At 41.0% G+C, this 24,089-nt stretch carries 26 protein-coding genes and 1 pseudogene; 19 read left to right on the forward strand and 8 right to left on the reverse strand.

The features are described from left to right. Positions 1–60 precede the first annotated feature (60 nt). From serA to NTX75_05445, 3 genes are all read right to left on the reverse strand, one after another. On the reverse strand, positions 61–1,683 hold the full coding sequence (serA, locus tag NTX75_05435; protein MCX5815672.1) for a phosphoglycerate dehydrogenase: 1,623 nt from the start codon (positions 1,681–1,683) through the stop codon (positions 61–63). Positions 1,684–1,912: 229 nt separating this feature from the next. Next, positions 1,913–3,139, reverse strand: a complete 1,227-nt coding sequence (locus NTX75_05440) for a 2-hydroxyacyl-CoA dehydratase family protein (GenBank protein MCX5815673.1) — start codon at positions 3,137–3,139, stop codon at positions 1,913–1,915. After that, the gene (locus NTX75_05445) at positions 3,136–4,269 is read right to left on the reverse strand and encodes a 2-hydroxyacyl-CoA dehydratase family protein (protein ID MCX5815674.1); all 1,134 of its coding nucleotides are present in this window, start codon (positions 4,267–4,269) and stop codon (positions 3,136–3,138) included. Before NTX75_05445 ends, NTX75_05440 begins: the two co-directional genes overlap by 4 nt. Positions 4,270–4,492: 223 nt before the next feature. Between NTX75_05445 and NTX75_05450 the strand changes: the two genes are divergently transcribed. The 9 genes and pseudogenes from NTX75_05450 (at position 4,493) to lptE (ending at position 14,638) form a co-directional block, all read left to right on the forward strand. Then, complete coding sequence (locus NTX75_05450) at positions 4,493–5,386, forward strand: tyrosine-type recombinase/integrase (protein MCX5815675.1); 894 nt, start codon at positions 4,493–4,495, stop codon at positions 5,384–5,386. A 3-nt stretch (positions 5,387–5,389) separates the two neighbouring features. Further along, the gene (hslV, locus tag NTX75_05455; GenBank protein MCX5815676.1) at positions 5,390–5,914 is read left to right on the forward strand and encodes an ATP-dependent protease subunit HslV; all 525 of its coding nucleotides are present in this window, start codon (positions 5,390–5,392) and stop codon (positions 5,912–5,914) included. After that, positions 5,915–7,249 carry an ATP-dependent protease ATPase subunit HslU gene (gene hslU, locus NTX75_05460; GenBank protein MCX5815677.1) on the forward strand — a complete coding sequence of 445 codons (1,335 nt, stop codon included), beginning with the start codon at positions 5,915–5,917 and terminating at the stop codon, positions 7,247–7,249. Positions 7,250–7,307: 58 nt separating this feature from the next. Continuing rightward, a complete protein-coding gene (gene argB / locus NTX75_05465; protein ID MCX5815678.1) occupies positions 7,308–8,150 on the forward strand; it encodes an acetylglutamate kinase in 843 nt (280 codons plus the stop codon). A gap of 1 nt (position 8,151) precedes the next feature. Continuing rightward, positions 8,152–9,360, forward strand: coding sequence for an aspartate aminotransferase family protein (locus tag NTX75_05470; GenBank protein MCX5815679.1), 1,209 nt, complete (start codon positions 8,152–8,154; stop codon positions 9,358–9,360). Positions 9,361–9,404: 44 nt separating this feature from the next. Next, positions 9,405–10,310 (forward strand): ornithine carbamoyltransferase, encoded by a 906-nt coding sequence (gene argF / locus NTX75_05475; GenBank protein MCX5815680.1) that lies wholly within the window; start codon positions 9,405–9,407, stop codon positions 10,308–10,310. Between the two features lie 43 nt (positions 10,311–10,353). Continuing rightward, positions 10,354–11,556, forward strand: coding sequence for an argininosuccinate synthase (locus NTX75_05480; GenBank protein ID MCX5815681.1), 1,203 nt, complete (start codon positions 10,354–10,356; stop codon positions 11,554–11,556). A gap of 110 nt (positions 11,557–11,666) precedes the next feature. Further along, positions 11,667–14,076, forward strand: a pseudogene (leuS, locus tag NTX75_05485) (leucine--tRNA ligase). 34 nt (positions 14,077–14,110) lie between these two features. Further along, positions 14,111–14,638, forward strand: a complete 528-nt coding sequence (gene lptE / locus NTX75_05490) for an LPS assembly lipoprotein LptE (GenBank protein ID MCX5815682.1) — start codon at positions 14,111–14,113, stop codon at positions 14,636–14,638. A 1-nt stretch (position 14,639) separates the two neighbouring features. Here the strand turns inward: lptE and rpsT are convergent, their stop codons facing one another. Then, positions 14,640–14,915, reverse strand: a complete 276-nt coding sequence (gene rpsT, locus NTX75_05495; GenBank protein ID MCX5815683.1) for a 30S ribosomal protein S20 — start codon at positions 14,913–14,915, stop codon at positions 14,640–14,642. 238 nt (positions 14,916–15,153) lie between these two features. Then, entirely contained in the window at positions 15,154–15,438 is a 285-nt protein-coding gene (locus tag NTX75_05500; protein MCX5815684.1) for a PxxKW family cysteine-rich protein, read from the reverse strand. Between the two features lie 170 nt (positions 15,439–15,608). Here NTX75_05500 and NTX75_05505 point away from each other — a divergent pair, with 170 nt between their 5' ends. Then, positions 15,609–15,854 carry a hypothetical protein gene (locus tag NTX75_05505; GenBank protein ID MCX5815685.1) on the forward strand — a complete coding sequence of 82 codons (246 nt, stop codon included), beginning with the start codon at positions 15,609–15,611 and terminating at the stop codon, positions 15,852–15,854. A 1-nt stretch (position 15,855) separates the two neighbouring features. Here the strand turns inward: NTX75_05505 and dinD are convergent, their stop codons facing one another. Next, positions 15,856–16,662 (reverse strand): DNA damage-inducible protein D, encoded by an 807-nt coding sequence (dinD, locus tag NTX75_05510; GenBank protein ID MCX5815686.1) that lies wholly within the window; start codon positions 16,660–16,662, stop codon positions 15,856–15,858. 128 nt (positions 16,663–16,790) lie between these two features. Here dinD and NTX75_05515 point away from each other — a divergent pair, with 128 nt between their 5' ends. After that, a complete protein-coding gene (locus NTX75_05515) occupies positions 16,791–17,240 on the forward strand; it encodes a hypothetical protein (GenBank protein ID MCX5815687.1) in 450 nt (149 codons plus the stop codon). A 56-nt stretch (positions 17,241–17,296) separates the two neighbouring features. Next, a complete protein-coding gene (locus NTX75_05520) occupies positions 17,297–18,121 on the forward strand; it encodes an IS1 family transposase (GenBank protein ID MCX5815688.1) in 825 nt (274 codons plus the stop codon). 5 nt (positions 18,122–18,126) lie between these two features. Here the strand turns inward: NTX75_05520 and NTX75_05525 are convergent, their stop codons facing one another. Beyond that, entirely contained in the window at positions 18,127–18,978 is an 852-nt protein-coding gene (locus tag NTX75_05525; GenBank protein MCX5815689.1) for a hypothetical protein, read from the reverse strand. Between the two features lie 172 nt (positions 18,979–19,150). Between NTX75_05525 and NTX75_05530 the strand changes: the two genes are divergently transcribed. From NTX75_05530 to NTX75_05550, 5 genes are all read left to right on the forward strand, one after another. Then, positions 19,151–20,020 carry a M23 family metallopeptidase gene (locus NTX75_05530; protein MCX5815690.1) on the forward strand — a complete coding sequence of 290 codons (870 nt, stop codon included), beginning with the start codon at positions 19,151–19,153 and terminating at the stop codon, positions 20,018–20,020. After that, complete coding sequence (locus NTX75_05535) at positions 20,004–20,378, forward strand: polymer-forming cytoskeletal protein (protein ID MCX5815691.1); 375 nt, start codon at positions 20,004–20,006, stop codon at positions 20,376–20,378. Before NTX75_05530 ends, NTX75_05535 begins: the two co-directional genes overlap by 17 nt. A gap of 181 nt (positions 20,379–20,559) precedes the next feature. Next, a complete protein-coding gene (locus NTX75_05540) occupies positions 20,560–21,177 on the forward strand; it encodes an HPr family phosphocarrier protein (protein MCX5815692.1) in 618 nt (205 codons plus the stop codon). 55 nt (positions 21,178–21,232) lie between these two features. Beyond that, positions 21,233–21,553, forward strand: coding sequence for a hypothetical protein (locus NTX75_05545; protein MCX5815693.1), 321 nt, complete (start codon positions 21,233–21,235; stop codon positions 21,551–21,553). Further along, the gene (locus NTX75_05550; GenBank protein MCX5815694.1) at positions 21,528–22,007 is read left to right on the forward strand and encodes a PH domain-containing protein; all 480 of its coding nucleotides are present in this window, start codon (positions 21,528–21,530) and stop codon (positions 22,005–22,007) included. The genes NTX75_05545 and NTX75_05550 overlap by 26 nt, the downstream gene beginning before the upstream one ends. Positions 22,008–22,034: 27 nt before the next feature. Here the strand turns inward: NTX75_05550 and ftcD are convergent, their stop codons facing one another. Beyond that, positions 22,035–22,931 carry a glutamate formimidoyltransferase gene (ftcD, locus tag NTX75_05555; protein MCX5815695.1) on the reverse strand — a complete coding sequence of 299 codons (897 nt, stop codon included), beginning with the start codon at positions 22,929–22,931 and terminating at the stop codon, positions 22,035–22,037. A gap of 430 nt (positions 22,932–23,361) precedes the next feature. Between ftcD and NTX75_05560 the strand changes: the two genes are divergently transcribed. Continuing rightward, complete coding sequence (locus NTX75_05560) at positions 23,362–23,730, forward strand: polymer-forming cytoskeletal protein (GenBank protein ID MCX5815696.1); 369 nt, start codon at positions 23,362–23,364, stop codon at positions 23,728–23,730. A 32-nt stretch (positions 23,731–23,762) separates the two neighbouring features. Next, a partial coding sequence (locus NTX75_05565; protein MCX5815697.1) for a polymer-forming cytoskeletal protein occupies positions 23,763–24,089 on the forward strand: 327 nt, incomplete at its 3' end.

A 24,089-nucleotide genomic window follows, 5' to 3' on the forward strand; every position in this document is an offset into this window, starting at 1 on the left:
CTTTTCCATTCACTATTCACTATTCACTATTCACTATTCACTATCTACTATTCACTGTATTTATAAATCTATCACCTTCGCCTCGATCATGCCGTCGATCTTCAGTATCTCCTCAAGGACGTCTTTCCCGATGGGGTCATCAACGGAAACAAAGGCAACTTCTTCCCCGCTCTTGTGTCGTGATACACCAAAACCGGCAATATTTATACTATGGCCTCCAAGTATGGTTCCCACTTTTCCGATAATCCCCGGCCTGTCAAAGATTTTAAAATGGAGGAAGGTTCCTTCTGGGATTATGTCCAGGTGGAAACGATCCAGAAGCACTATTCTCCCCATTTTATCGGAAAATACTGTTCCTGCAATACCCATTTCTCCCTGATCCGTCTTCAGGGTAAATATGATGAGATCATTGAACTTGTCAAACTGGGCCGTTTTCGTCTCTTCCACAATAATATTTCTGTCTTTTGCTATATACGGTGCATTGATAAACGTTACAGATTCCTGGAGGCTCACATTGAGAAAGCCCTTTAACCCTGCAATGGTAAAGGGCTGGTAGCTGAAAGGTACATCGAATTTTCGCTCGCAGAGGTCTTCTTCGAAGTTTTTCCCTACCATGACAATCTTGATCATCTCCGGCCTGCCCTTTGCTATCTGAGCGGCCAGTTTGCCCATCTTTTCAGTAAGATTGAAGTAAAGTTGGAGATTGTCCGGGAGCTGAGATTTTATAAAGGGGATGTTTATTGCATTGAGATATGGCCTGTCGTTCAGCGCATTTGCAACCTGTTCGGCAATAATGACAGAGACCGCTTCCTGTCCTTCCATTGTATTGGCCCCGATATGAGGTGTTGCAAAAACATTTTCAAGTTCAAGCAATTTATTGCTCTCGGGGGGCTCCTTTTCAAAAACATCCACACCGGCAGCAAATACCTTCCCTGATTTGAGGGCATTGTACAAATCGTCCTCGTTTACAATGCCTCCTCTCGCACAGTTCACAAAGATCACATTGTCTTTCATCAATCCCATTTCTTTTGCGGCAATCATGTTCTTTGTGGTGGCTGTTAAAGGGGTATGAAAGGTAATAACGTTTACCTCTCTGAGGAGGTCTTCAAGCTTGTCATACAATATTACTCCGAGGGAGTCTGCCTTGCTCTTTTTAATATAAGGATCGTAGGCTATAACCTTCATTCCGAAGCTTTTTGCCCGTATGGCGACATTACTCCCTATTCTGCCGAGTCCCACAATACCAAGTGTTTTGTTATGAAGCTCGATACCCAGGAACTTTTTCCTGTCCCATTTTCCTGCCTTTAATGAGTCATTCGCTAAGGGTATCTTCCGCGCAGCAGCAAGCATGATCCCGATGGTAAGTTCTGTTGCAGCAAGGGTATTCCCTGTAGGGGCATTCATGACAATTATCCCCTTCTTGCTTGCCGCTTCTATGTTTATATTATCGACGCCAACCCCGGCACGCCCTATGATTTTAAGCTTTCCCGGGTTTTCAATCAAACTTGCAGGGATATTGGTACCACTCCGTGTAATAATAGCATCATATTCACCGATTATTTTCTTTAACTCTTCATTCTTAATGCCCGCCCGTATATCAACTTCAATGTTTCCTTCGCGGGACAGGATATCAATTCCTTCTTCTGAAATGTTGTCTGTAACAAGAACCTTAAATCTTTCCATAGCAAAACCTCTTCCCGTTAAAATAACTGCTTAAAAATACACTATTTAATGCTTTTAAAGAATATCATTCAAAGGCTGAAAAATCAAGGCCGTGCACTTGTTCACTACATATGATACAAAACGGGGGAAGCATGCCCCCGCGTACCCATACCGACAACCTTTTTTAAAAACAAAAAATGCCCCGGATGGCATTCACCTGGGGCATTTATGATGTTCTTAACTTATTCTATTATGCTGTTTTGGCCTGAAGCCTGTCCAATGTCTCGAAATATGCCTCGATTCTTGTCCTGACCTGGGATTCAGCATAGAATCTCTGGTCACCCATATCGCTTTCGAATACGAGGGCAGGAATGCCTGTCTTCTTCGTAAGGATATCCTTCAGGGTAGGCACTGCAAAAGAAACGGCCTTGCAGCTTCTGTTCATAAACATGATCATGCTGTTCATGGAATATCTCTTGAAGAGATCCATTGCCATATCCACCCTGTCTTCAATAGTAGAGTTTGAAAATCTCGATACATAGTTCTCGGCAAGGGTTACAAGAGGATCCTTGTCAAGATCGAACTCGAAGCTCCAGGCGTGTACATAGAGCGATGTGAGGATCACGCCGCCGTAAGAACCGAGCAGCTTTGCATGGTCACTGAATTTGAACCATACAGGAAGGTTTTCCCAGTAGAGACGGTACTTTTCCTTTTCTTTAGGAAGCACGCCAATCCCCTGGTCGACCTTTGCCTGAATCTCATCGCAGAGGGTCTGATAATAGTCAACACACTCCTGTGTGCCTCTTCTGTACACGGCAATAGCCATGCCGATGAGTTCATCGAAGATGCTGATCGGTGACGGCTTGTACTGCGCCATGTCGAGGAATTTTTTATAGAGGATACTTGATTGGGCTGAATACTTCATGACCTCTCTGAGCCGGTCATAGTCAAATTTCTTTTTCGTTATCTCTTCGAGGAAACTGATCAGCTCTTTGAGTTGAAGGACACAGTATTTCACAATTTCTTCCCGTGCCTTCTTATCCATTATGTGTTCAGGGGTATCAAAGACAAAAACCGGCAGGTTTCCTTTTCTCGCCAGCACCTGGAACCACTTCGTCAATGTAAAGCACTGGGCATTGCATGCAAGAAAAAAGTCAGGTTCAGGAATACCTTTAGTGACTGTTATCCCTGATTTTCTATATGCCATATCGCTTCGCGCATATGCGCATAAATGGCTGGTATATCCCATATTTTCCGTTATGCTGCAAAGCTCGGCGCCCTTTTTGGCAGTCAGATTTGCCACAGCATGGTTTTCCGGGTAAATCGGAACAATGTCATGGGCAACAAAGATTTCAACAGGTGATATAGCCGTTGAATAACCAATCAGCTTACCGAGTTCATGGGCATGAAATGCCTCATCCATATATTCGTCGGTAATCTTTTTCGATAATTGTTTTGAAGTCAATTTTTCGCTCATAAGGTGCCCCCTTTCAAGGATTCAAAGAATGCTTGCAGCCTCGTTCTTACATGGGAGAGAGACAATGTCTGGTATTCGGTATCCAGGGTATGCATTGGTATCCCTTCCGCCTTGATCATCGCCTTGAGGTCAGGCAGGTCATACTCCTGAGATTCGCAAAATTCTATGTGAACGTAGATAACCGCTTTTGCATTTGTTTCTTTGTAAAGCGCTTTCACTTCTTCAAAGTTCTTATATACATTGTCATGTATCGGTGTGAAAAAACCCCTCTTGAAATGCCTTTCCGTGAGGGCATCAATAGGATTCGCGTTGGCAGAGACAACGCCCTGGATGTATCTTGTTCCTACGAGAAGCGTGTCACCAACAATGTTGAGCTTTATCTCGTCAAAAAGATCATATATTTCAGGAGGATCGCAGGTAATTCCCACAAGAACAACGTCGGTATAGCCCTTTCCATTCTCAGTCTTCAGGCTGTCTTTGATCTTCCTAAGGCTCTTATTGAATTCTACCTTATCGACCTGCTGGGACAACTTCATCATTGCGAAAAACTCTTTATTAGTCAGAGCAGCAGGATTTTTCTTCTTTATTTCATAAATCTCTTTAAGAAGGGCCTTGTTTTCATTATGCACCTTTATGGCCTCATTTAAGTCAGCATCTGTTATCTTTTTGCCTGACCACTTCGTGAGTGAAGCCATTACCCTCTCAATTTCTTCCTTCACCCAGTAACGGGCACTTGGCCTGTCTGCCTGGCGCGGCGCAAGGTAACTTTCTACATATTTATCCGGAAAGTTTATTCGCCATATGTCTGACAGATGCTGAGTGGTATCGCATACTTGGGGCAGAACAAAACCATCAAAAAGATCTCCTTCATAACTCAAGACAAGCTCAAGATTACTCCTTGCCAATGAGCATGCATTATCCGGTAAATGGCTGGGGGCTTTTTTTAAAGGTTTGTTTGTTCCCATGAGTGTAACCGGAAGAAAGCCGAAGGCATAAATCACTTCCTCCGGAACATCAGCAAACGTGCTTCCTACCGCCTTCTTCCCTGTATCCTTGATCCATTGCCTTATAGACGGATATGGGTCTTTGGCATAGTCTACAACTTCTTTAAGGCTTAGGTTGTCCCACATAAGTCCTCCAAGTTATAATGAAAAATTTCACATATTATAAGAAATCCATTTTCTCTTTGTCAAGGATTCAATTTGTTTTGAATGGGAACAACCGGCTATGAGCAATCAGCCATTAGTCATTAGAAAAACACAAAAGCAAAAAAACTAATAGCCAAGAGCTAATAACTGTTGCTAAGGGGAATTTACTTGATTATTTGGAAAAATATAATAAAATAATACTGTTATGGATAAACACAGGGTAAGGGCTATTGCAAAAGAATTTTACAAATATTTAGAACTCGAAAGAGGGGCCTCATATAATACCCAGAGGGCATATAAGGGGGACATAGAAGATTTTATAGATTTTATTGAGAAAAGCTCATATGAGGTGGTAGACCATCACGCTATCAGGGCATATATTGTGAATGTCTATAAAAATATGAAAAAATCTTCACTGTCCAGGAAGGTTTCTTCGATAAAGGTGTTTTTCAGGTTCATGAAGAAGAAGGGATACATTGAAGAAAACACAGCCCTGGTAATTAAGAACCCGAGAATTGAAAAACATCTCCCTAAATTTTATACGATTGATGAAATGTTTCACTTTCTCGACTACCTCCCCAAAGAAGGCTGGTTGAATATTCGGAACCGCGCAATTTTTGAACTCATGTATTCGACTGGCATGAGGGCACAGGAAGCGCTCAACGTGAATGTAGAAGACCTCCATCTGGATGGGATGTGGGTTAAGGCGAAAGGGAAAGGCGGCAAAGAAAGAATACTCCCCTTTGGAGATAAGGCAAAACTTGCAATTGAGGAGTATTTAGGCTTAATAAGAATAAGAACAGCGGGGAAACAGGCATCAAAAGGTCCTCTCTTTGTAAACGCACATGGAACACGATTATCATACAGGGGGCTCCTGAAAATCATGAAGAAACATCAAATCAAAGCCCACCTCTTTAAAGATCTTGCGCTCCACGGCATAAGGCATTCTTTTGCCACGCATATGCTGGACAGTGGAGCAGATCTGCGAAGCATTCAGGAATTGCTTGGTCATTCAAAACTCTCAACAACACAAAAATATACCCACATCTCCATGGATAAATTGATGGAGATATACGACAAATCTCATCCGAGAAGGTAAAAAATGGAAGCAACAACAGTAATCTGTGTAAGACACAAGGGAAGGATTTCTATTGGCGGCGACGGGCAGGTCACCATGCATACAACAGTCATAAAACATACGGCAAAGAAGGTGAGGAAATTGTTCAAAGACCGTTGTCTTGCCGGCTTTGCCGGTGCAACAGCAGATGCCTTTACCCTTTTTGAAAGGTTTGAGAAAAAGCTCGAGCAATATAACGGGAACATAACAAGGGCCTCCGTTGAACTTGCAAAAGACTGGCGAACCGACCGTTCATTAAGAAGGCTTGAGGCGTTAATGATCGTGGCCGACCTGGAGCATACATTCATACTCTCCGGAACCGGTGACGTCGTAGAACCTGACGATGGCGTAGCAGCTATAGGCTCCGGAGGCGCTTATGCACAGGCTGCTGCAAAAGCGCTTGTTAAATATACCGACATGGCTGCTCCTGAAATTGTACGGGAATCCATGTTGATTGCCTCCGAGATATGTATTTATACAAACGACAGGATCATCATAGAGGAGCTGTAAATGAAAATATTGACACCCAGAGAGATTATGGAAGAATTGAACCGGTATATTATCGGCCAGGAAAAGGCAAAAAAAGCCGTCTCCATAGCCTTACGAAACAGATGGAGAAGGCAGATGATACCAAAAGAACTGAGGGACGAAGTAGCTCCAAAGAATATCATTATGATAGGACCCACAGGGGTCGGTAAAACAGAGATAGCGAGACGTCTTGCCAAACTGGCAAATTCACCATTTTTGAAGATAGAAGCCACAAAATTTACCGAGGTGGGCTATGTAGGAAGAGATGTGGAATCCATGATAAGGGATCTCACAGAACTCTCTGTAAATATGGTAAAAAAGGAAGAGCAGGAATCGGTGAAAGAAAAAGCAACTGTTATGGCAGAAGAGAGGATACTGGATATCCTGCTTCCAGTACCGAGAAAGACAGCCGAACTTCAGAACAATCATGAAGCAGAAGACCTTTCAAGGGAAAAGATAAGGACACGCTTCAGAGATGGAAAATTGAACGAAAGGCTGGTGGAACTGGATATGCCGGACAGGGCATCGCCTATAATTGAGGTCTTTTCAGCCCAGGGCATGGAAGAGATGGACATGCAGATAAGGGATTTGTTCGGCAATATCCTGCCCAAAAAAACAAAAAAGAGGAAGATAAAGGTAAAAGATGCCTATGATCACCTCATCCAGGAAGAATCAAAAAAGCTCATCGATATGGATAAGGTAGTGAAGGATGCCATTGAGAGGATTGAACAATCGGGCATCATATTCCTCGATGAAATCGACAAAATAGCAAGCAGGGACCAGATGCACGGCCCGGACGTATCAAGGGAAGGTGTGCAGAGGGATATACTCCCAATCGTTGAAGGAACAACGGTCACCACAAAATACGGCATGGTAAAGACAGACCATATACTCTTCATTGCTGCAGGCGCTTTCCATATGTCAAAACCTTCTGATCTGATTCCGGAATTACAGGGAAGATTCCCCATAAGAGTTAATCTTGACCCGTTGACAAAGGAGGACTTTTACAGAATTATTACTGAACCTGACAATGCACTCCTTAAACAGTACAGGGCTCTTCTCAATACAGAAGATATTAAGCTTGAATTTGAAAAAGAAGCGATTGAAGAGATAACGGACATTGCGCAGAAGATCAATGAGATGACAGAAAATATAGGGGCAAGACGTCTTTATACGGTAATGGAAAAATTACTTGAGGATATTTCTTATTCCGCCCCGGATATGAAGGAAAAAGAAATAACTATAACAAGGGAATATGTCCTCGAAAAACTCGGAGAATTTCTGGAGAGAGAGGACTTGAGCAGATACATATTATAAAAACAATGTTAAGTTATGAGTTACGAGTGATGAGTAAAATGCCTTGAAAGGAAAAAAGATGAGCGAGAAAATAAAGACGTTACTTGAGGCGCTGCCTTACATAAAAAAATTCTTCGGTACCACCTTTGTAATCAAATACGGAGGCGCTGCTATGGAGGAAGAGCATCTTAAAAAGGAATTCGCAAAAGATGTGGCCCTCCTGAAGTATGTGGGGATCAATCCTGTTGTCGTACACGGAGGCGGCCCAAAAATTGGAAGGCTCCTTAAGGAATTGAAGATACCTACAAAGTTCGTAGATGGGCTCAGGGTTACAGACAAAAAAACCCTTGAAGTGGTGGAAATGGTGCTTTCAGGCAGTATCAACAAGGAAATAGTAAAGAATATCAATGACATGGGAGGAAAGGCCATCGGTCTTTCCGGAAAAGACGGGAGACTTCTCGTTGCCAAGAAGATGGAAGGCAAAGATATCGGCCTGGTCGGAGAAATAGTCAACGTAGATATTGCAATCATTAAAGATATTAACAGGCACGGGTATATCCCTGTTATAGCCCCTCTTGCGGATGGCGTTGATGGCAACTCATACAATATCAATGCCGATACAGCCGCCGGGAGCATTGCCAAAGCTTTATCGGCAGAAAAGCTGATACTCCTGACAGACGTGGAGGGGGTTCTCGATAATGAAGAGAAACTTTTGTCATCCCTGAAAAAATCTGAAATTGGTACACTTGTTAAAAATAAAACAATTTCCGGTGGTATGATCCCCAAGGTGGATTGTTGCCTCGATGCGCTCGAAGGCGGTGTAAAGGAAACACACATTATCAATGGAAAAATCCCCCACGCTATTCTCCTTGAAATCTTCACTGATTCCGGTATAGGCACAAAAATCACGGGAGGCGCATAATATGCAGGAGCAATGGATTAATTACGGGAAACAATATCTTGCAAATACATACAACAGATTTCCCATTGTTATCACAAAGGGTGAAAGATGCTGGATATGGGACATGGACGGGAGGAGATACCTGGATTTTCTCTCAGGAATTGCGGTGTGCAACCTTGGTCACGCACAGAAAGATGTTGTGGAGAGCCTTACTGTCCAGGCTGGAAAACTCTTCCATATATCTAATCTCTTTTACATGGAACAACAGATTAAGGCAGCAAAAATACTCGTTGAACATTCCTTCGGAGACAAGGTGTTTTTCTGCAACAGCGGGGCCGAGGCAAATGAGGCTGCCATAAAGCTTGCAAGAAGGTACTCATGGAAAAAATACGGTGCAGACCGTTATGAAATCATCTCCATGGAAAACTCTTTTCACGGGCGTACATTGGCCACACTTTCTGCAACAGGACAGACAAAATTTCAGGAAGGTTTCTCGCCTCTCCTCAGCGGTTTTACGTATGTCCCGTTCAACGACATGGAAAGTTTAAAAAAAACTGTCAGCAACAAAACATGCGCTGTCATTCTTGAACTGATTCAGGCAGAGGGCGGAGTCTATCTGGCGGACAAAAAGTATGTCAGAAAACTGAGGGAGTTTACGAAAGAGAAGGATATCCTTTTAATTCTCGATGAAGTCCAGACGGGCATCGGGAGAACCGGCAAGCTTTTTGCGTACGAGCATTACGATATAGAACCGGACATTATGAGTCTTGCGAAGGCATTGGGAAATGGATTTCCCGTAGGGGCAATAATCGGCAAGGATGATGTAATGCAGGCATTTGAACCTGGAACCCACGCATCCACTTTTGGCGGGAACCCCCTTGCCTCATCGGCCGTTATTGCCACCCTTAACACCATTACAGACGAAAACATTTTAAAAAATTGCATCAACTTAGGCATGTATCTGCATAAAGGACTTCTGGCCCTCAAGGAAAAATATCCTTTTATCGTTGAAATCAGAGGTATCGGGCTTATCTGGGGCATCGAGTTATCAATAGACGGAGACCCTTTAGTAAAAGAGTTCTTGCAGGAAGGGGTCATAATAAACTGTACGAAGGGGAATATACTCAGGCTGGTTCCACCACTGATAATAAAGAATGAAGAAATTGATATTTTCCTTGAGATTGCAGACAGGATATTTGAAAGACATATAAAAGCAGTGAATAGTAGATAGCGAATACTAAAAATTAAATTAAATAACCATGAGGTGAAAAAAGGTTGAAAAGGGATTTTACAAAACTTCTTGATATAAGCAGGGATGAAGTCACGTATCTCCTGGAGAGGGCAAAATATCTCAAAGATATTCGGACAAGAGGCATTGAGCACAGGCCTCTCAAGGGTAAAAACATTGCCATGATCTTCGAGAAGGCCTCAACGAGGACAAGGGTATCTTTTGAGGTGGGGATTCATGACCTCGGCGGTAATGCCGTCATTATGAATGCAAATGAAACCCAGTTAGGACGGGGCGAACCCATTAGAGACACGGCAAGGGTGTTAAGCAGATACGTGGATGCAATTATGATAAGGACATATGAACAGGATGTAGTTGAAGGGCTTGCAAAGTGGGCAAGTATCCCCATCATTAATGGTCTTACCGACCTTTATCACCCCTGTCAGATCCTTTCAGATTTATACACTATTGCTGAATTTAAGGAAGGTTTTGATAATTTAAAAATTGTCTACATAGGTGATGGAAACAATGTTGCAAATTCATGGATAGAGGCATCAATCCTCTTTAATCTCAATCTCAGCATGGCAATACCACAAAACTACCGGCCCCTTGACATGTTGCTTGAAAAGGCTAAAGAAAACAAAAAATTCATGATTACCGATGACCCTTACGAAGCTGTTCATAACGCTGATGTTATCAATACAGATGTGTGGGTCAGCATGGGGCAGGAAAAGGAAATGGAAGAGAGAAAGCTCGCCTTTGCATCATATAAGATTGACGATGATCTCCTGAAAAACGCAAAAAGTGATGTGATGATAATGCATTGCCTTCCTGCATACCGAAACCAGGAGATTACAGACAGCGTTTTTGAGAGATATCAGAATAATATATTTACACAGGCAGAAAATAGATTGCATTTACAGAAGGCGCTCCTGGAGTGGCTTTTAACCTAAACAAATAAGGGTCCAAATAGAATCCTTTAAAACTTGGAGGTAGATGATGGAACAGGTAAAAAAGGTAGTCCTCGCTTACTCGGGTGGTCTTGACACATCGGTCATCCTGAAATGGTTGAAGGAACAATATAACTGCGAAGTGATAGCCTATGCAGCAGATGTCGGTCAGGAAGAGGAATTAACAGGACTCGACGAAAAAGCAATCAAAACAGGGGCATCAAAAGTCTATATAGAGGATTTGAAAGAAGAGTTTGCAAGGGATTTCGTATTTTTTGCCATAAAAGCCAATGCCATATATGAAGGAAGTTATCTGCTCGGCACGTCCATTGCGAGACCCCTCATCGCAAAGAGGCAGGTGGAAATTGCAAGAATGGAAAATGCAGATGCTGTTTCTCATGGTTCAACAGGGAAAGGGAATGACCAGGTCAGGTTTGAGCTTACCTACTATGCCCTTGAGCCGAACATTAAAGTAATAGCTCCCTGGAGGGAATGGAGTTTTTCATCGAGGGGAGAATTAATTGATTACGCCCAAAAGCACGGCATTGACGTGCCTGTCAGCAAAGAGAAACCTTACAGCATGGACAGAAACCTCATGCATATAAGCTATGAGGGAGGAATACTTGAAAACACATGGAATGAACCGGATGAAAACATGTTTCTCACCACTGTTTCGCCTGAGAAGGCACCTGACAAGCCGCGCTACATAGAGATTTCATTCGAAGACGGCACGCCTAAGGCCATTGACGGGAAAGAGATGACACCATGTAATATCATCACGCATCTTAACAAAATCGGTGGAGAAAACGGTGTAGGCCGTGTTGACATCGTTGAGAACAGGTTTGTGGGCATGAAGTCAAGGGGGGTTTACGAGACCCCTGGCTGCACTATCCTCCATGCTGCCCACAGGGCCATGGAATCCATCACGATGGATAGAGAGGTCATGCATCTCAGGGACAGCCTGATTCCCAAAGTAGCAGAACTTATCTATTATGGATTCTGGTACTCTCCGGAAATGAAAGTTCTTAAGGCATTTACCGATGAAGCACAGTCGGGGGTTACAGGCGTTGTCCGGTTGAAATTGTACAAAGGAAATTGCATGATCGTGGGGAGAAAATCTGAAAAATCCCTGTATATGAAAGATTTTGCAACATTCGATAAAGATAATGTATATCAACAAAAGGACGCAGGCGGTTTTATAAAGCTTAATGCCTTGAGGCTCCGCATCCGGGCAATGATGAATAAATAAACGCTTTCATTTGTTTGATTGGTTGAATTGGTTTCATTAGTTTATAGTATTAACCAATAGAACCAATAAGACTAATATGACCAATAAGACAGTTTTACGGGGTTACTTAAATGAACCATTATGAACCACATGCAATAGAAGAAAAAAGACAGGGGATATGGGAGAAAGATCAACTGTTCCATGTAACAGAAGACAGCACAAAAGAGAAATACTACCTTCTCGAGATGTTCCCCTATCCATCAGGCAAAATACATATGGGGCATGTAAGAAACTATTCCATAGGTGACGTTATTGCAAGGTACAAGAGGATGAGGGGCTTTAATGTTTTACATCCAATGGGATGGGATGCCTTCGGAATGCCGGCAGAAAACGCTGCCATAGAGCGGGGGGTTCATCCGGCTACATGGACCTATGACAACATTTCATACATGAGGAAACAGCTTAAGAGACTGGGCTTCAGCTATGACTGGGAAAGGGAGATTGCAACCTGTGACGTTGAATACTACAAATGGGAGCAGTGGATATTCCTTAAAATGTTCGAGAAGGGCCTTGTATACAGGAAAAGTTCACCTGTGAATTACTGTATCAAATGTCAGACAGTTCTTGCAAATGAGCAGGTCGAAGGAGGACTCTGCTGGCGATGTAGTGAAAAAGTTATACAGAAGGAGCTTACCCAGTGGTTTTTTGCCATTACACAATATGCGGACGAACTGTACGAATATTGCGACAAACTTCCAGGATGGCCTGAAAGAGTCCTCAACATGCAGAAAAACTGGATCGGCAAAAGCCTTGGCGTTGAAGCTAATTTTACTCTGGAGGATGGCGCACCATTTACCATTTTTACCACAAGACCGGATACGCTGTATGGTGTCACATTCATGGTGATCGCCCCTGAACATCCACTTTCATATACGCTCCCCAAAGGAACCCCCCAGGAAAAAGATGCCCATGCTTTTATAGAAAAGGTGAAGAGGCAGGACAGAAGCTTCAGGGCTGAAATCAGTATTGAAAAAGAGGGGGTTTTTACAGGCAGATATGCAATAAATCCTTTAAATGGCACAAAAATACCAATATATATCGGGAACTTCGTTCTGATGGAATATGGTACAGGCGCAATCATGTCGGTTCCTGCCCATGACCAGAGGGATTTTGAGTTTGCAAAGGAATATGGGTTGCCTGTCATTATAACAATCATGCCTGATGGCAAGCCCCTCACCCCTGAAACCATGCAAGAGGCATATGAGGGCGATGGAAAGATGGTCAATTCAAGCCATTTTAACAATATGAATAACAGAGAGGCAATCCCGGCAATTATCGATTACCTCGAAGAAAAAGGTCTGGGCAAGAGAAAGATTAATTTCCGTCTGCGAGACTGGGGTATTTCAAGGCAGAGGTACTGGGGAACGCCTATTCCTGTTCTCTATTGTGAGAAATGCGGAGTAGTTCCTGTTCCTTATGAAGATTTACCGGTTGTCCTACCACTCAACCTTGAAATCAAGATGGTAGGAAAATCACCCCTTGCTGAATATCCGGACTTTTTTGAAACAGAGTGTCCCAGATGTAAAGGCAAGGCAAAAAGAGAGACGGATACCATGGATACATTCGTAGAATCATCCTGGTATTTCCTCAAGTATGCATGTCCTGATTATTCCGCCGGAGCATTGGATAAGAAAAAAGTGGATTACTGGATGCCTGTTGATCAATATATCGGCGGAGTTGAGCATGCAGTTCTCCATCTGTTATACTCACGGTTTTTTAACAGGGTGTTGAATGGACTTGGATTGGTGAATGAGCGGGAACCCTTTAAAAACCTTCTCACTCAGGGTATGGTCATTAAAGACGGGGCAAAAATGAGTAAATCAAAGGGGAATGTCGTAGACCCCGATTATTTGATAGAAAAATACGGGGCAGACACAACAAGACTATGTTGTCTTTTTGCGTCCCCGCCTGAAAAGGACCTCGAGTGGAGTGATAAAGGGGTGGAAGGCTCTTACAGATTTCTTCAGAGGGTATGGAGGCTGGTTGTTGAGCGGATTGAAACCTTAAAAGATACTGAAGGCGCCCTCAAACCCGAAAAAGCAAATGACGATACAATACAGCTTACCTATAAAATCCACAAAACAATTAAAAAGGTTACAGAAGACATAGACAGGTTTCACTTAAACACGGCTGTGGCAAGCATTATGGAGCTTGTGAACGCCATATATAAATTTCTTGAAAAAGAACGGACCCAGAGAGATAACAGAAGAATTATGGGAAATTATCGGAAAAAATCCAGATTACCTGGCCACATTCTGGCCTGAATACGATGAAAAGTACATCATAGAAGATAAAGTAATGATAGCTGTCCAGATTAATGGTAAATTACGGGATACCTGCGAAGTGGAAAGGGGTATCGACGAAACACGGTTAAAAGAAATTGTATTTGCCCTCGATAAAATCAAAAAGCATACAGAAGGCAAAGAGGTTAAGAAAACGATTGTTGTTCCGAATAAGCTTGTGAACATTGTATGTATTTAAAACCCTCGAATCCTGAAAGGAGCAGTGACATAACATGATGAATATCACAATATTCCAAACAAGTAAGCGAAAAATATGTATAATTATTCTTTCTGCTTTACTTTTATGCTCTTGTGGTTACCAGTTGGTGAAGGACAAAGGCATTTATGGTGGTGACATAACATCTCTCTATGTGCCTGTATTCAAGAATAAGACCTATGAGCCTCACGCATCCCTTTATGTTACTGATTCCTTCACACGGGAAATCGTCTCGAGCGGGCTTTTTAAAGTAAACACCAGCAACACTGACGGGTATTTAGAAGGGAATATCACCGAAATCAAGATAACGCCTGCCACGATGAATGTGTATGGTGTGGTCGTTGAAAAAACTATTACCGCCAATGTTGATATTGCCCTGTTTAGAAAGAACGGGGTGCTTTTAAGGAAGTGGTCCTTCACTGATTATGAAACATATAACGTGGTAGACATAAACGCAGAGGATTTCAACAAAAGAGACGCCCTGAAAAGGCTTTCAGGACGTATGGCAAGAAAATTCTGTTCTGTTATTCTGATTGATTATTAGATTAAGCCTTTGCTGATGAAAAGATATTAACCTTTTTTGATAATCTGGAAACTTTTCTGGCAGCATTATTCGGGTGTATAACCCCTTTTGAGGCAGCTTTATTAATATATGATACTGCGCCTTTAACCAATGTATCCAAATGCTCTTTATCTTTGCTTGCCATGGCCTGAACAACCCTCTTAATCTGGGTCTTCATAGTTGACTTCACATGAGAATTCCTTAATCTTCTTTCTTCTGACTGTCTCGCTCTTTTAATCGCAGATTTATTTTTCCTCAAAACAGGTCCTCCAATTTATTTTGTTCTTTTTACCACTTATTATTATGGTAAGTCAATCAAAAACGCAGTCCTGCATACTTCAACATGGGAAATTGAGAAGATATGGAGAGGTACATCCCATATTCTTGATATGCATATACCTCGTTTCATATCTTCTCTTATCCTCAAACACCCAACAGCGTAAATTATAATTAATTTAGAACGATAGGGCCTTCATTGGCCCTGCTGTTTGATAGTTTTACTTTTTCCCGGCATTTCTCTTCGATGCTTTAAGAGGGTTGATTTTCTGCTCTTCCACTTTTTGCCCTTTCTTCACATGAGATGACATAGGGCATGCACCTTTCTGCCATTTTTGTGCTGGATAGGGAAAGCTGGTACAATATTTCCCTGCTTCAAACTCTATCACTCTCGTGCATCCTTCACAACTTTCCACAATCGTGTTACATGTACCACCATTATAGGAACACCCTGTCTTCTTCATAAAAAGACATTCAACACCTACTTTTACTGTTGCACACTGCATAACGGCACCACCTCCTTAAAATATTGCAAAAACGTGAATATTTACTATATTTTAGCACAATTGTCAATAATTAAAATTGCTTATAAATTTTGCTTATAAATTTTCGGTAGTGGGTCAGTTTAAATTTTCTTCATCTTGACATGCTTAACCGCTCATGCTATACATAGGGTATGGCTAAGAAGAAGACACCTACCGACATTAACCAACTTGCTAAATTTATTACAGATCAAACCACGGAAGAAAAACCTACCGAAGAAGCCCACCCAATAGAACCTATCAAAGAAAAGAACCCGTATGCTGTCGCTCTTGGAAGATTAGGGGGGTTGAAGGGCGGCAAGGCAAGGGCAGAAAAACTCACAGACGAAAGAAAAAAAGAAATAGCTCTGAAAGCTGCCAAGACAAGATGGGGAAAATAAATTATTTCCCAATGGCCTTTGGACTATTACAAATAATCTTTTTTATAGATGGTTCTGCCGGTAAGTTTTCCGGCATTGTACCTCCAAGCTTTTTGATGGTATTACGTACTTCCTGACCCACTTTTCGATGAGTATCTATAGCTTTTTGTTCTCCGAATACACCATCCCTAACCAATTTGTCTTCTGTTTGAGTAATCCTAAATTCATTAGCAGCCAGTTCTGTGCGGCCCATTCTGTCAAGTATATCTTCATCTGGAGGAAGCCCTTTTTTCTTTTTTATATCAGCCAAACCCATATCATATAGTCCACGATACCCTGCTGCATGGAAGATGGGATATTTTTGTACACCAGCATTTTTTGCTGCTTCACCTAATTTTTTATTAGCATTTTTAATGCGTTCACGCAACTCTATGCGCCTTCCGATTGAAGTAAGTTGGTCTTGTTTTTCTTGTTTTCTTGTTTGAACCGCAAAATATGTTTGTGCTATACCAACTTCAGTCTTACTTGTCTCTCCATTCATGGCCACAAGGTAACAAGCATACCTTGTTAAAAAATAATCGTGCCGTTCTCTCATAGCCCCACTGCCTATAGATACCATTTTCTTGGTCTCACGAAAATGGTCAGTTTGATCAAAACCTGAACTTTCACATGCCAACTTTGCCTTATCTATCACACTCTTGAAGTTTTCCCATCTATCATATCCAAGTATGGGCTGAATATCACGTGCCATCCAATACTCTCCACCATTCTTCGTTGTTTTTTTTGATGCTTCTAATTGATTGATTATTATATTTAAATTGATAATCATTTGAATAACCCTCCTTCACATTTAGTGATTAAATAATATTATACTTCCCGTAACTTGTCAAATACAATTTTAATATTGTCACACATATCCCACATATGCTATAATACAAAATTATAAGGAGGTATTGTATGGGACTGAGAGAAAAATTAGTTGAGAAAATCAAAAGAAAAGATATCGAAATACAAGAGTATGAAATAAAGATACGTGAGGCTAAAGTATATATACAAGCCATTCAAGACACTTTGAAGGTTATCCCAAGAGAAGATATAGGTTTGGATGTGACAGTGACGGACGACTGCATACTACGTACTGGAAGTATGCCATACAAAACACGTGAATTGCTTACTAAAGTAAATAAGCCTCTCTACATAGCAGATATACTTGTTGGTATAGGAGTAAAGCCCACTAAACAGATTAGGGCATCATTGGTAAGCAGCCTATCAACCTACGTCAAAAATAAACAAATATTTACAAGACCTTTTCCGGGTACATATGGATTGATAGGGATGGATTATGTAGCTGTCGATGAGCCGCCAGAAAATTTCGGTCTTTTTAAGGATGAAAAAGAAAACACCTAAATTATTTCTCACATTTTTTACTTGACAATGCTTGAGCGGTCAAGTATAATTATATTATGAATAAGTTGGACAATAAAAAGAGAGCACAAATAATAGCTGCTTTAGTAGAAGGTAATTCTATTCGTGCTACTTGCCGTATGACTGATACTGCCAAGGGAACGGTTATAAAACTTCTTTGTGATATAGGTAAAGCCTGTTCAGAATATCAGGATAAAGTATTTCGTAACCTTACATGCAAGCGTATCCAGTGTGATGAGATATGGTCTTTCTGCTATGCAAAACAAAAGAACGTACCAGAAGATAAACAGGGTAGACTTGGTTACGGTGATGTATGGACGTTTACAGCTATATGCGCCGATACAAAACTTGTTCCCTCATGGCATATTGGGAAAAGGGATGTAGGCACAGCGACAGGCTTTATGAATGATCTTGCCGGACGTATGACTAATAGGGTGCAGCTAACTACCGATGGTCACAAGATGTATTTAGATGCTGTTGATGATGCCTTTGGCCCTGACATTGATTTTAGCCAACTCATAAAGATGTATGGTACGCCTATAGAAAACGAAACACGGTATAGTCCTGCACAATGTATAGGAACAGCTAAGAGAGTTATTCAAGGCAATCCCGATCTTAAGTTAACATCTACAAGTTATGTTGAAAGGCAAAACCTTACCATGAGAATGAGTATGAGAAGATTTACGAGATTAACAAATGCTTTCTCAAAAAAGATAGAAAACCTTGCTCATGCGGTGGCCCTTCATTTCATGTATTATAATTTTTGCCGGATTCATCAAACATTGAGAATAACCCCGGCAATGGCCGCAGGGGTTACAGATCAATTGTGGGATATTGAAGATATAGTGTCTCTTATAAAATAAATTGGCTATGTATCAAAATTAAATTTTCGCTTCGGTTTCTGTACTATTGGAGTATCAGAAGAGTCCGGGCTGGGTTCAGGAGAACGATCAATTCTTTCATGAATATCAAGTATTTTATATACAACTGGTTTACCTTGAATTGTTTCAACTTGTACATCAACTATATATGCTGATTTAAATGGATTTTCTCCATAAATCATTTGCGATTTAATATTGTCATTTCTAAAGATTGTTTTAGTGGGATTAGTTTGTATACTTTCTATAATTGCCTTATCTCCAACTTGACTTTTTGGATCATTTCTTGCTTGATACCAATAAAGAAGAGTTTTTTCTTTAATACCTATAATTGGTTCTCTTAAAAGGCTTATTTCCCTTTTAGCAATGTTTTGTGCTGCATTTGCTTCAAGAGAATTAATATCGAGATAAACATTAACATCTCCATTAATAATTGTTTGACAATTTATTTGTGAAGCGTTGTCTTTTGCAATAGGTTCTACAAACGCTGAGAGATTTTCATAATTTATTTTTTGTAGTTGAGGCTTTGAGCATGATTTACCAGTAAGATAATCGTAGGCCATTTTTAGATATTTACCAAATTCAATAACTGTCTTGGTATGTTCAAGAAAGGGTATCATACCAGCAGCATAGGCCACCAAATCAGCTTCAATACTACCAGTTCTGATCTCTTTTATATATAGCTTAATTTCTTCTGGGATATCGCCCGATTCTTGTATAACATCTTGTCCTATAAATCGTTTATATTCATCAGCAAGGCTAAAAAAACTATTTGTTAAATCAACAAGTTCTACTGGTTGTTGATTTTTTATTTTAATAGTGAATATTGGTGATTCCGGCATTATCATTTCTCCCTACAATATATTTACCTTTTTATTTTGTCAAGTTTATTATTCCAAACTGACCCACTACCAAATTTTCTTGAATATTTCTTTTAATGTTGCTATCATGTACATTCCGTCAATTTTTTAATAAAGGTTTCAGTTTACTTAGAGTCCATTCGGGGAGACAGTTATGTTATCCACCCATAATCTAAAAAAGTTTGTTAAAAAGGCATTCATGCCTGTTACAATCATGTTTATTCCTCACAATAGTAAAAAGCCTTTGAGCATCAAGATGCCATCTTTAGGGATTATCGTTTGTGTTGCATTATGGCTTGTAGGAACAATCTTTGTCTTTTCCAAAACGGTGCAGACTATTGAATACAGGGTAATGAAACAAAGGCTCAACTATTACTCCCAGCAATTTTCAGAACTCCATGGAACTATTCTGGGTCTTAAAAATAGTGAAACAGAATTTAAAAAGTTGTTTTCCCTCAAGTCTAAGAAAGATATCCTTGAAAATATTGACACTTCATCCGCAGGGTCACCAGATTTAATAGATTTCGAAAACCTGAGAAAACAAATTGCGAAGACGATTGATGCAGTGGCGGAGATAAAGGATTATCTATATCGACAGAGAGATATATACCAAGCTACACCAATAGGCTCACCCGTCAAAGGAAGCATTACATCATACTACGGCAGGAGAATACATCCTCATACAGGAAGAGAACAATTCCATCTGGGGATCGACATCAAAACCAGTGCGGGCAGTCCCGTCAAGGTTACAGCAAATGGAATTGTCAGCTTTTCCGGTTGGAGCGGTAACAATGGGAACCTTATTGTTGTAGAGCACGGAATGGGTTTTTCAACATATTACGCCCATAATAAGGAAAACTTAGCAAAAGTAGGGCAGAGAGTAAGAAAAGGTGAGACAATCGGATATGTTGGCGCTACCGGCAATGCCCAGACTGCCCACCTCCATTACAGTGTATTAAAAAGCGGCAGCTTCGTAAATCCCAAAAATTTCTTAGATGAAGGTATGTATGTTCAAAAAGAGTAACAACAGCAGACTGGAATCACTCATTGGCTCAAACTCGAGTTTTCAAGGGGATGTTCATATAAAAGGTACACTCAGGGTAGATGGCACATTTGAGGGCAATATTGCTGCCGAACATGTAATTGTCGGTGAGAAGGCATATATAAAAGGCAACATCACAGCTAATGGCATTAACATTGGCGGCAAGGTTGAAGGAAACTTAGAGTCTAAAGGACTTGTTGAAATAGCCCCGAAGGGTTTCGTGTCCGGTGACATCCTGACCGCAAAGCTTGCAATAGCCGAAGGTGGAACATACAGCGGCAGGGTCCTTATGGATGAAAATAAATCAAATGTTGTAGAATTTCAGGCAAAAGACAACTGACAACCAAATTGCTTCAGTTTAAACAACTATTGACATTCCAATATAAAAATCAATATCTTTATTCCGCAAGGTTTTTCTTCACAGGCTTGAAGAACCGGCATAAAACATGCGGGCTGTTTAGTGGCCCCAGTTACCACAACTTATGTCTTCAGCTTGAAGAAGAAGGGAGCATAAAAAAAAGATGACAATAAAAGAGATCGACCTTATCCCCTCCGAGCTTCGCGCCATTGAAGTGCACAAGTACTACCTTTCTCAGAGAGAAGGCAGGGAAATTTCTCTTGAAGAGGCAATCGTTGATTTCCTGATCAATTATGAATCAGATTTCCTCATGGCAAAACAGATAGAAGACGTGAGAGAACAAAATGCCGAGATCATGAAATATAAATGGATCGAGTCAGAAAAAGAGGGACACGACATAGGCACTGAAAAGGCAGCACTGGAATGGGTTGAAAAGTATGGCTCCATATGGAGAGACGAGAAAGAATCTCTTGAGAAAAACGACTTTACCGGGTTAAGCATCGTTATAGAAAATAAGAGGGGACTCAATATAGAAATTGCTGCATTGGCCGAAATAGCACGAAAGCATGACTGCGAACTATACATCCACAAAGACAGGATGAAATATTATAACTTCATTTTATTCGGGAAAAAACAATATTTAAACGTTAAATCAATCCTCTGTCCCAAATACTTGGAAGCTGACAAGGGTGAACCCATTGAGTTCATCGCCATCGGAAATGGAGCAAAAGAAGCACTCGGAGAAACGGAATACCTGATACACAATTTAGAGTCCAACTGATATCATGCCATTAACATTTTTTTCATCTGAATTTATCACAAGGGGGGATTTTACCATGAAAACGAAGGTTTTTTTAGGGAGTACCTTAATAATCGCATTGCTTTTAATCACAGTTAGCGTTTTTGCGGAAGGAAAAGAATTAAGAACCGCCACCGGCGAAGTTGTTTTGATCGATGAAAAAGGCAAAGCCATACTGGTCAAAATCGTTGTTGGCAAAACAGAATATATTAACGGCGGTATCGTCAATGATGATACAAGGATTACGGCGGGTGGCAAAGATGCCACGATCAATGATATTAAGGTAAAAGACAGGGTTACTATGGTTCTCAAAATGGAAAACAATGAGGTCTATGTTAAAAAGATCACAAAAAAATAAAAACCGGATCAATCTCCAGGAAAATGAGCAGATAGTATACCGTACCGGGTTTCATTGGGTAATGCTTCTCGGACCGGCAATGGTTCTAATCATAGCAGGAGTTTCAATCCCTTCCCGGGGGGTAGGCGCTTTGATACTGCTCATTATCGGGGTTGTCTGGGCAATATTCTCAATTATGAGTTACCGTAACTCCGAATTTTTAATAACAGATGGAAGACTTCTTGCAAGGTTTGGCTTTCCCTGGAAAAGAATTTACGATATTCCCCTCACAACCATTGAATATATTGACATGCACCAGCCCGCGCTCGGCAACATATTAAACTTCGGGAAGATCCTCATAAGACGTACCGGAGGATTCGTTCATTCCATTCGCATGATCCCGAATCCGATAGAATTTGTAAAAAAGGTCCAGGAGCAGATTATTTTAAATAGAAATAAAACGGAGCCTTTCTGACACAAACTTCTCGAACTCTTTACACAATTACTCCACAATCCTTGCCTCAAGCACCTTCTCAACACTGAAATCCTCCAGCCCCATATAATATGCTGCCGCATCAACCAATGCTTCCATAGGGGTCAGACCAACGATTTCGCTTCCCACCACATTGACACCATACCTCTTTGCCTCTATCCGGATAAGCTCGACAACCCGGTATAACGGTGTTTTCTTATAATCAGTCATGTTCATGGAAACCTGGGTGATATTCCGCTCTTTTAAGGCAATACCGATAGCTTTGCAATATCTGAGCCCCCCGCTTATATGCCTCACCGCCTTTGCGATAGCATTAGCAATCTCAATATTGTCCGTATCGAGGTTCACGTTAAAGGCAATGAGCGGCATCCGTGCACCAATGGCAACCACTCCTGCAGTGTAGTGTATCTGCGCCTCCCCGAAATCAGGCCTCCACACGGGTGATTTAATTTTTTCAGACATCCCCTCAAACTGCCCCTTGCGGATATTCGCCAAGTTCTCCCTGTCATGGATAATAGCAGAGGCTTCATACAAAAATACCGGCAGTCCATATCTTTCCCACACTGCTCTTCCAACCTCTTTCGAGAGTCGGATAGCATCCTCCATCGTCACGTTTTTAATGGGGACAAAAGGGATCACATCCACTGCGCCCATCCTGGGATGTTCACCCCGATGAAATCTCATATCAATGACATCAATGGCAACTCCAACCGCCATGATAACCGCATCCCGCAACAGCTCGGGCTCACCCACAACGGTCACAACCATCCGGTTATGGTCTGCATCTTTCTCACAGTTCAGTAGTCTTACACCCTTTCTTCCCAGAAAAGGTGCAATGATCTTTTCTATTTTGTCTAAATCCCTTCCTTCGCTGAAATTCGGTACACATTCCATAATTTTTTTCATAGTATACCCTCTTCAAACTAAAGCTTATGTTGAAGTTCCAAAATATAACAATTTTAACTCTTTAAAAACATGGAATACAATGATTTTTCTTTTGGTTATCTTGGTTTTTAATCATTTGGATCAATAAACCATCGCCCGGGAAGAACGATGGGAAGTACATTAAATTTTTCATGAAGTGTCTCGTTTTCGTTGACATGTTCAGCGAAGAGGGTTACGATATATAGACAAAATAAACACAGGTGTCCAGATCACCAATGGTGGTTAATATACCTTTTGTTTGAGTGTGAGGTCATGATAGCTATAGTACAACTCGACATATCAGGTAAAATTATATGAAAAGATCTAATTCAAATATATTACAACCCCTGAAAAATATGTGTATTTATTTATTATCTCTGAAATCAAAAAAAAAAGCGGGAGGTACCATGCAATGACAGTTAATAATACAGAAGTTAACGAAGAGAATATTACCACGGTAATTGCTGATGATCTTGAGGTTACCGGTTCAATTAAGTTTAAAAGTTCTCTCATGCTGAAGGGTCTTTTTGATGGGGAAATATTATCAGAAGGTCTGTTGATTATAGGGCCTACTGCAAAAGTAAAGGCGACCATCACCACAAAAAACCTGATCTCACATGGAGAAGTAACCGGAGATGTGATAGCCAGCGAACAGGTTGTTCTGAAAAATACATCCGTTCACAATGGAAATATTACTACACCGGATCTCAACATCGAGAGCGGCGCTGCCTTTAACGGTTCCTGTTTAATGAAAGTTAAAGATATAAATATAAGTCAGTAGCATTATCTTTAACAAAAAGGAGGTAACAGGGGATGACAGTTAATGCCATAGAATACGGCGATGACAAAATTACCACCGTAATTGCTGAAGATCTTGAGATTACCGGTACAATCAAGTTTAAAAGTTCTCTCATGCTGAAGTGTCTTTTTGATGGGGAAATATTATCGGAAGGTCTGTTGATTATAGGGCCTACCGCAAAAGTAAAAGCGACCATCACCACTCAGAATCTCATTTCTCATGGAGAAATAACGGGGGATGTCACGGCCAGTGAACAGGTCATATTAAAAGACACATCCGTGCATGTAGGCAACATTACCACAAGAAATATTTTAATTGAGAACGGTTCTATTTTTAACGGT

This window comes from Pseudomonadota bacterium, from assembly GCA_026388315.1.
GTDB lineage: Bacteria > Desulfobacterota > Syntrophorhabdia > Syntrophorhabdales > Syntrophorhabdaceae > MWEV01.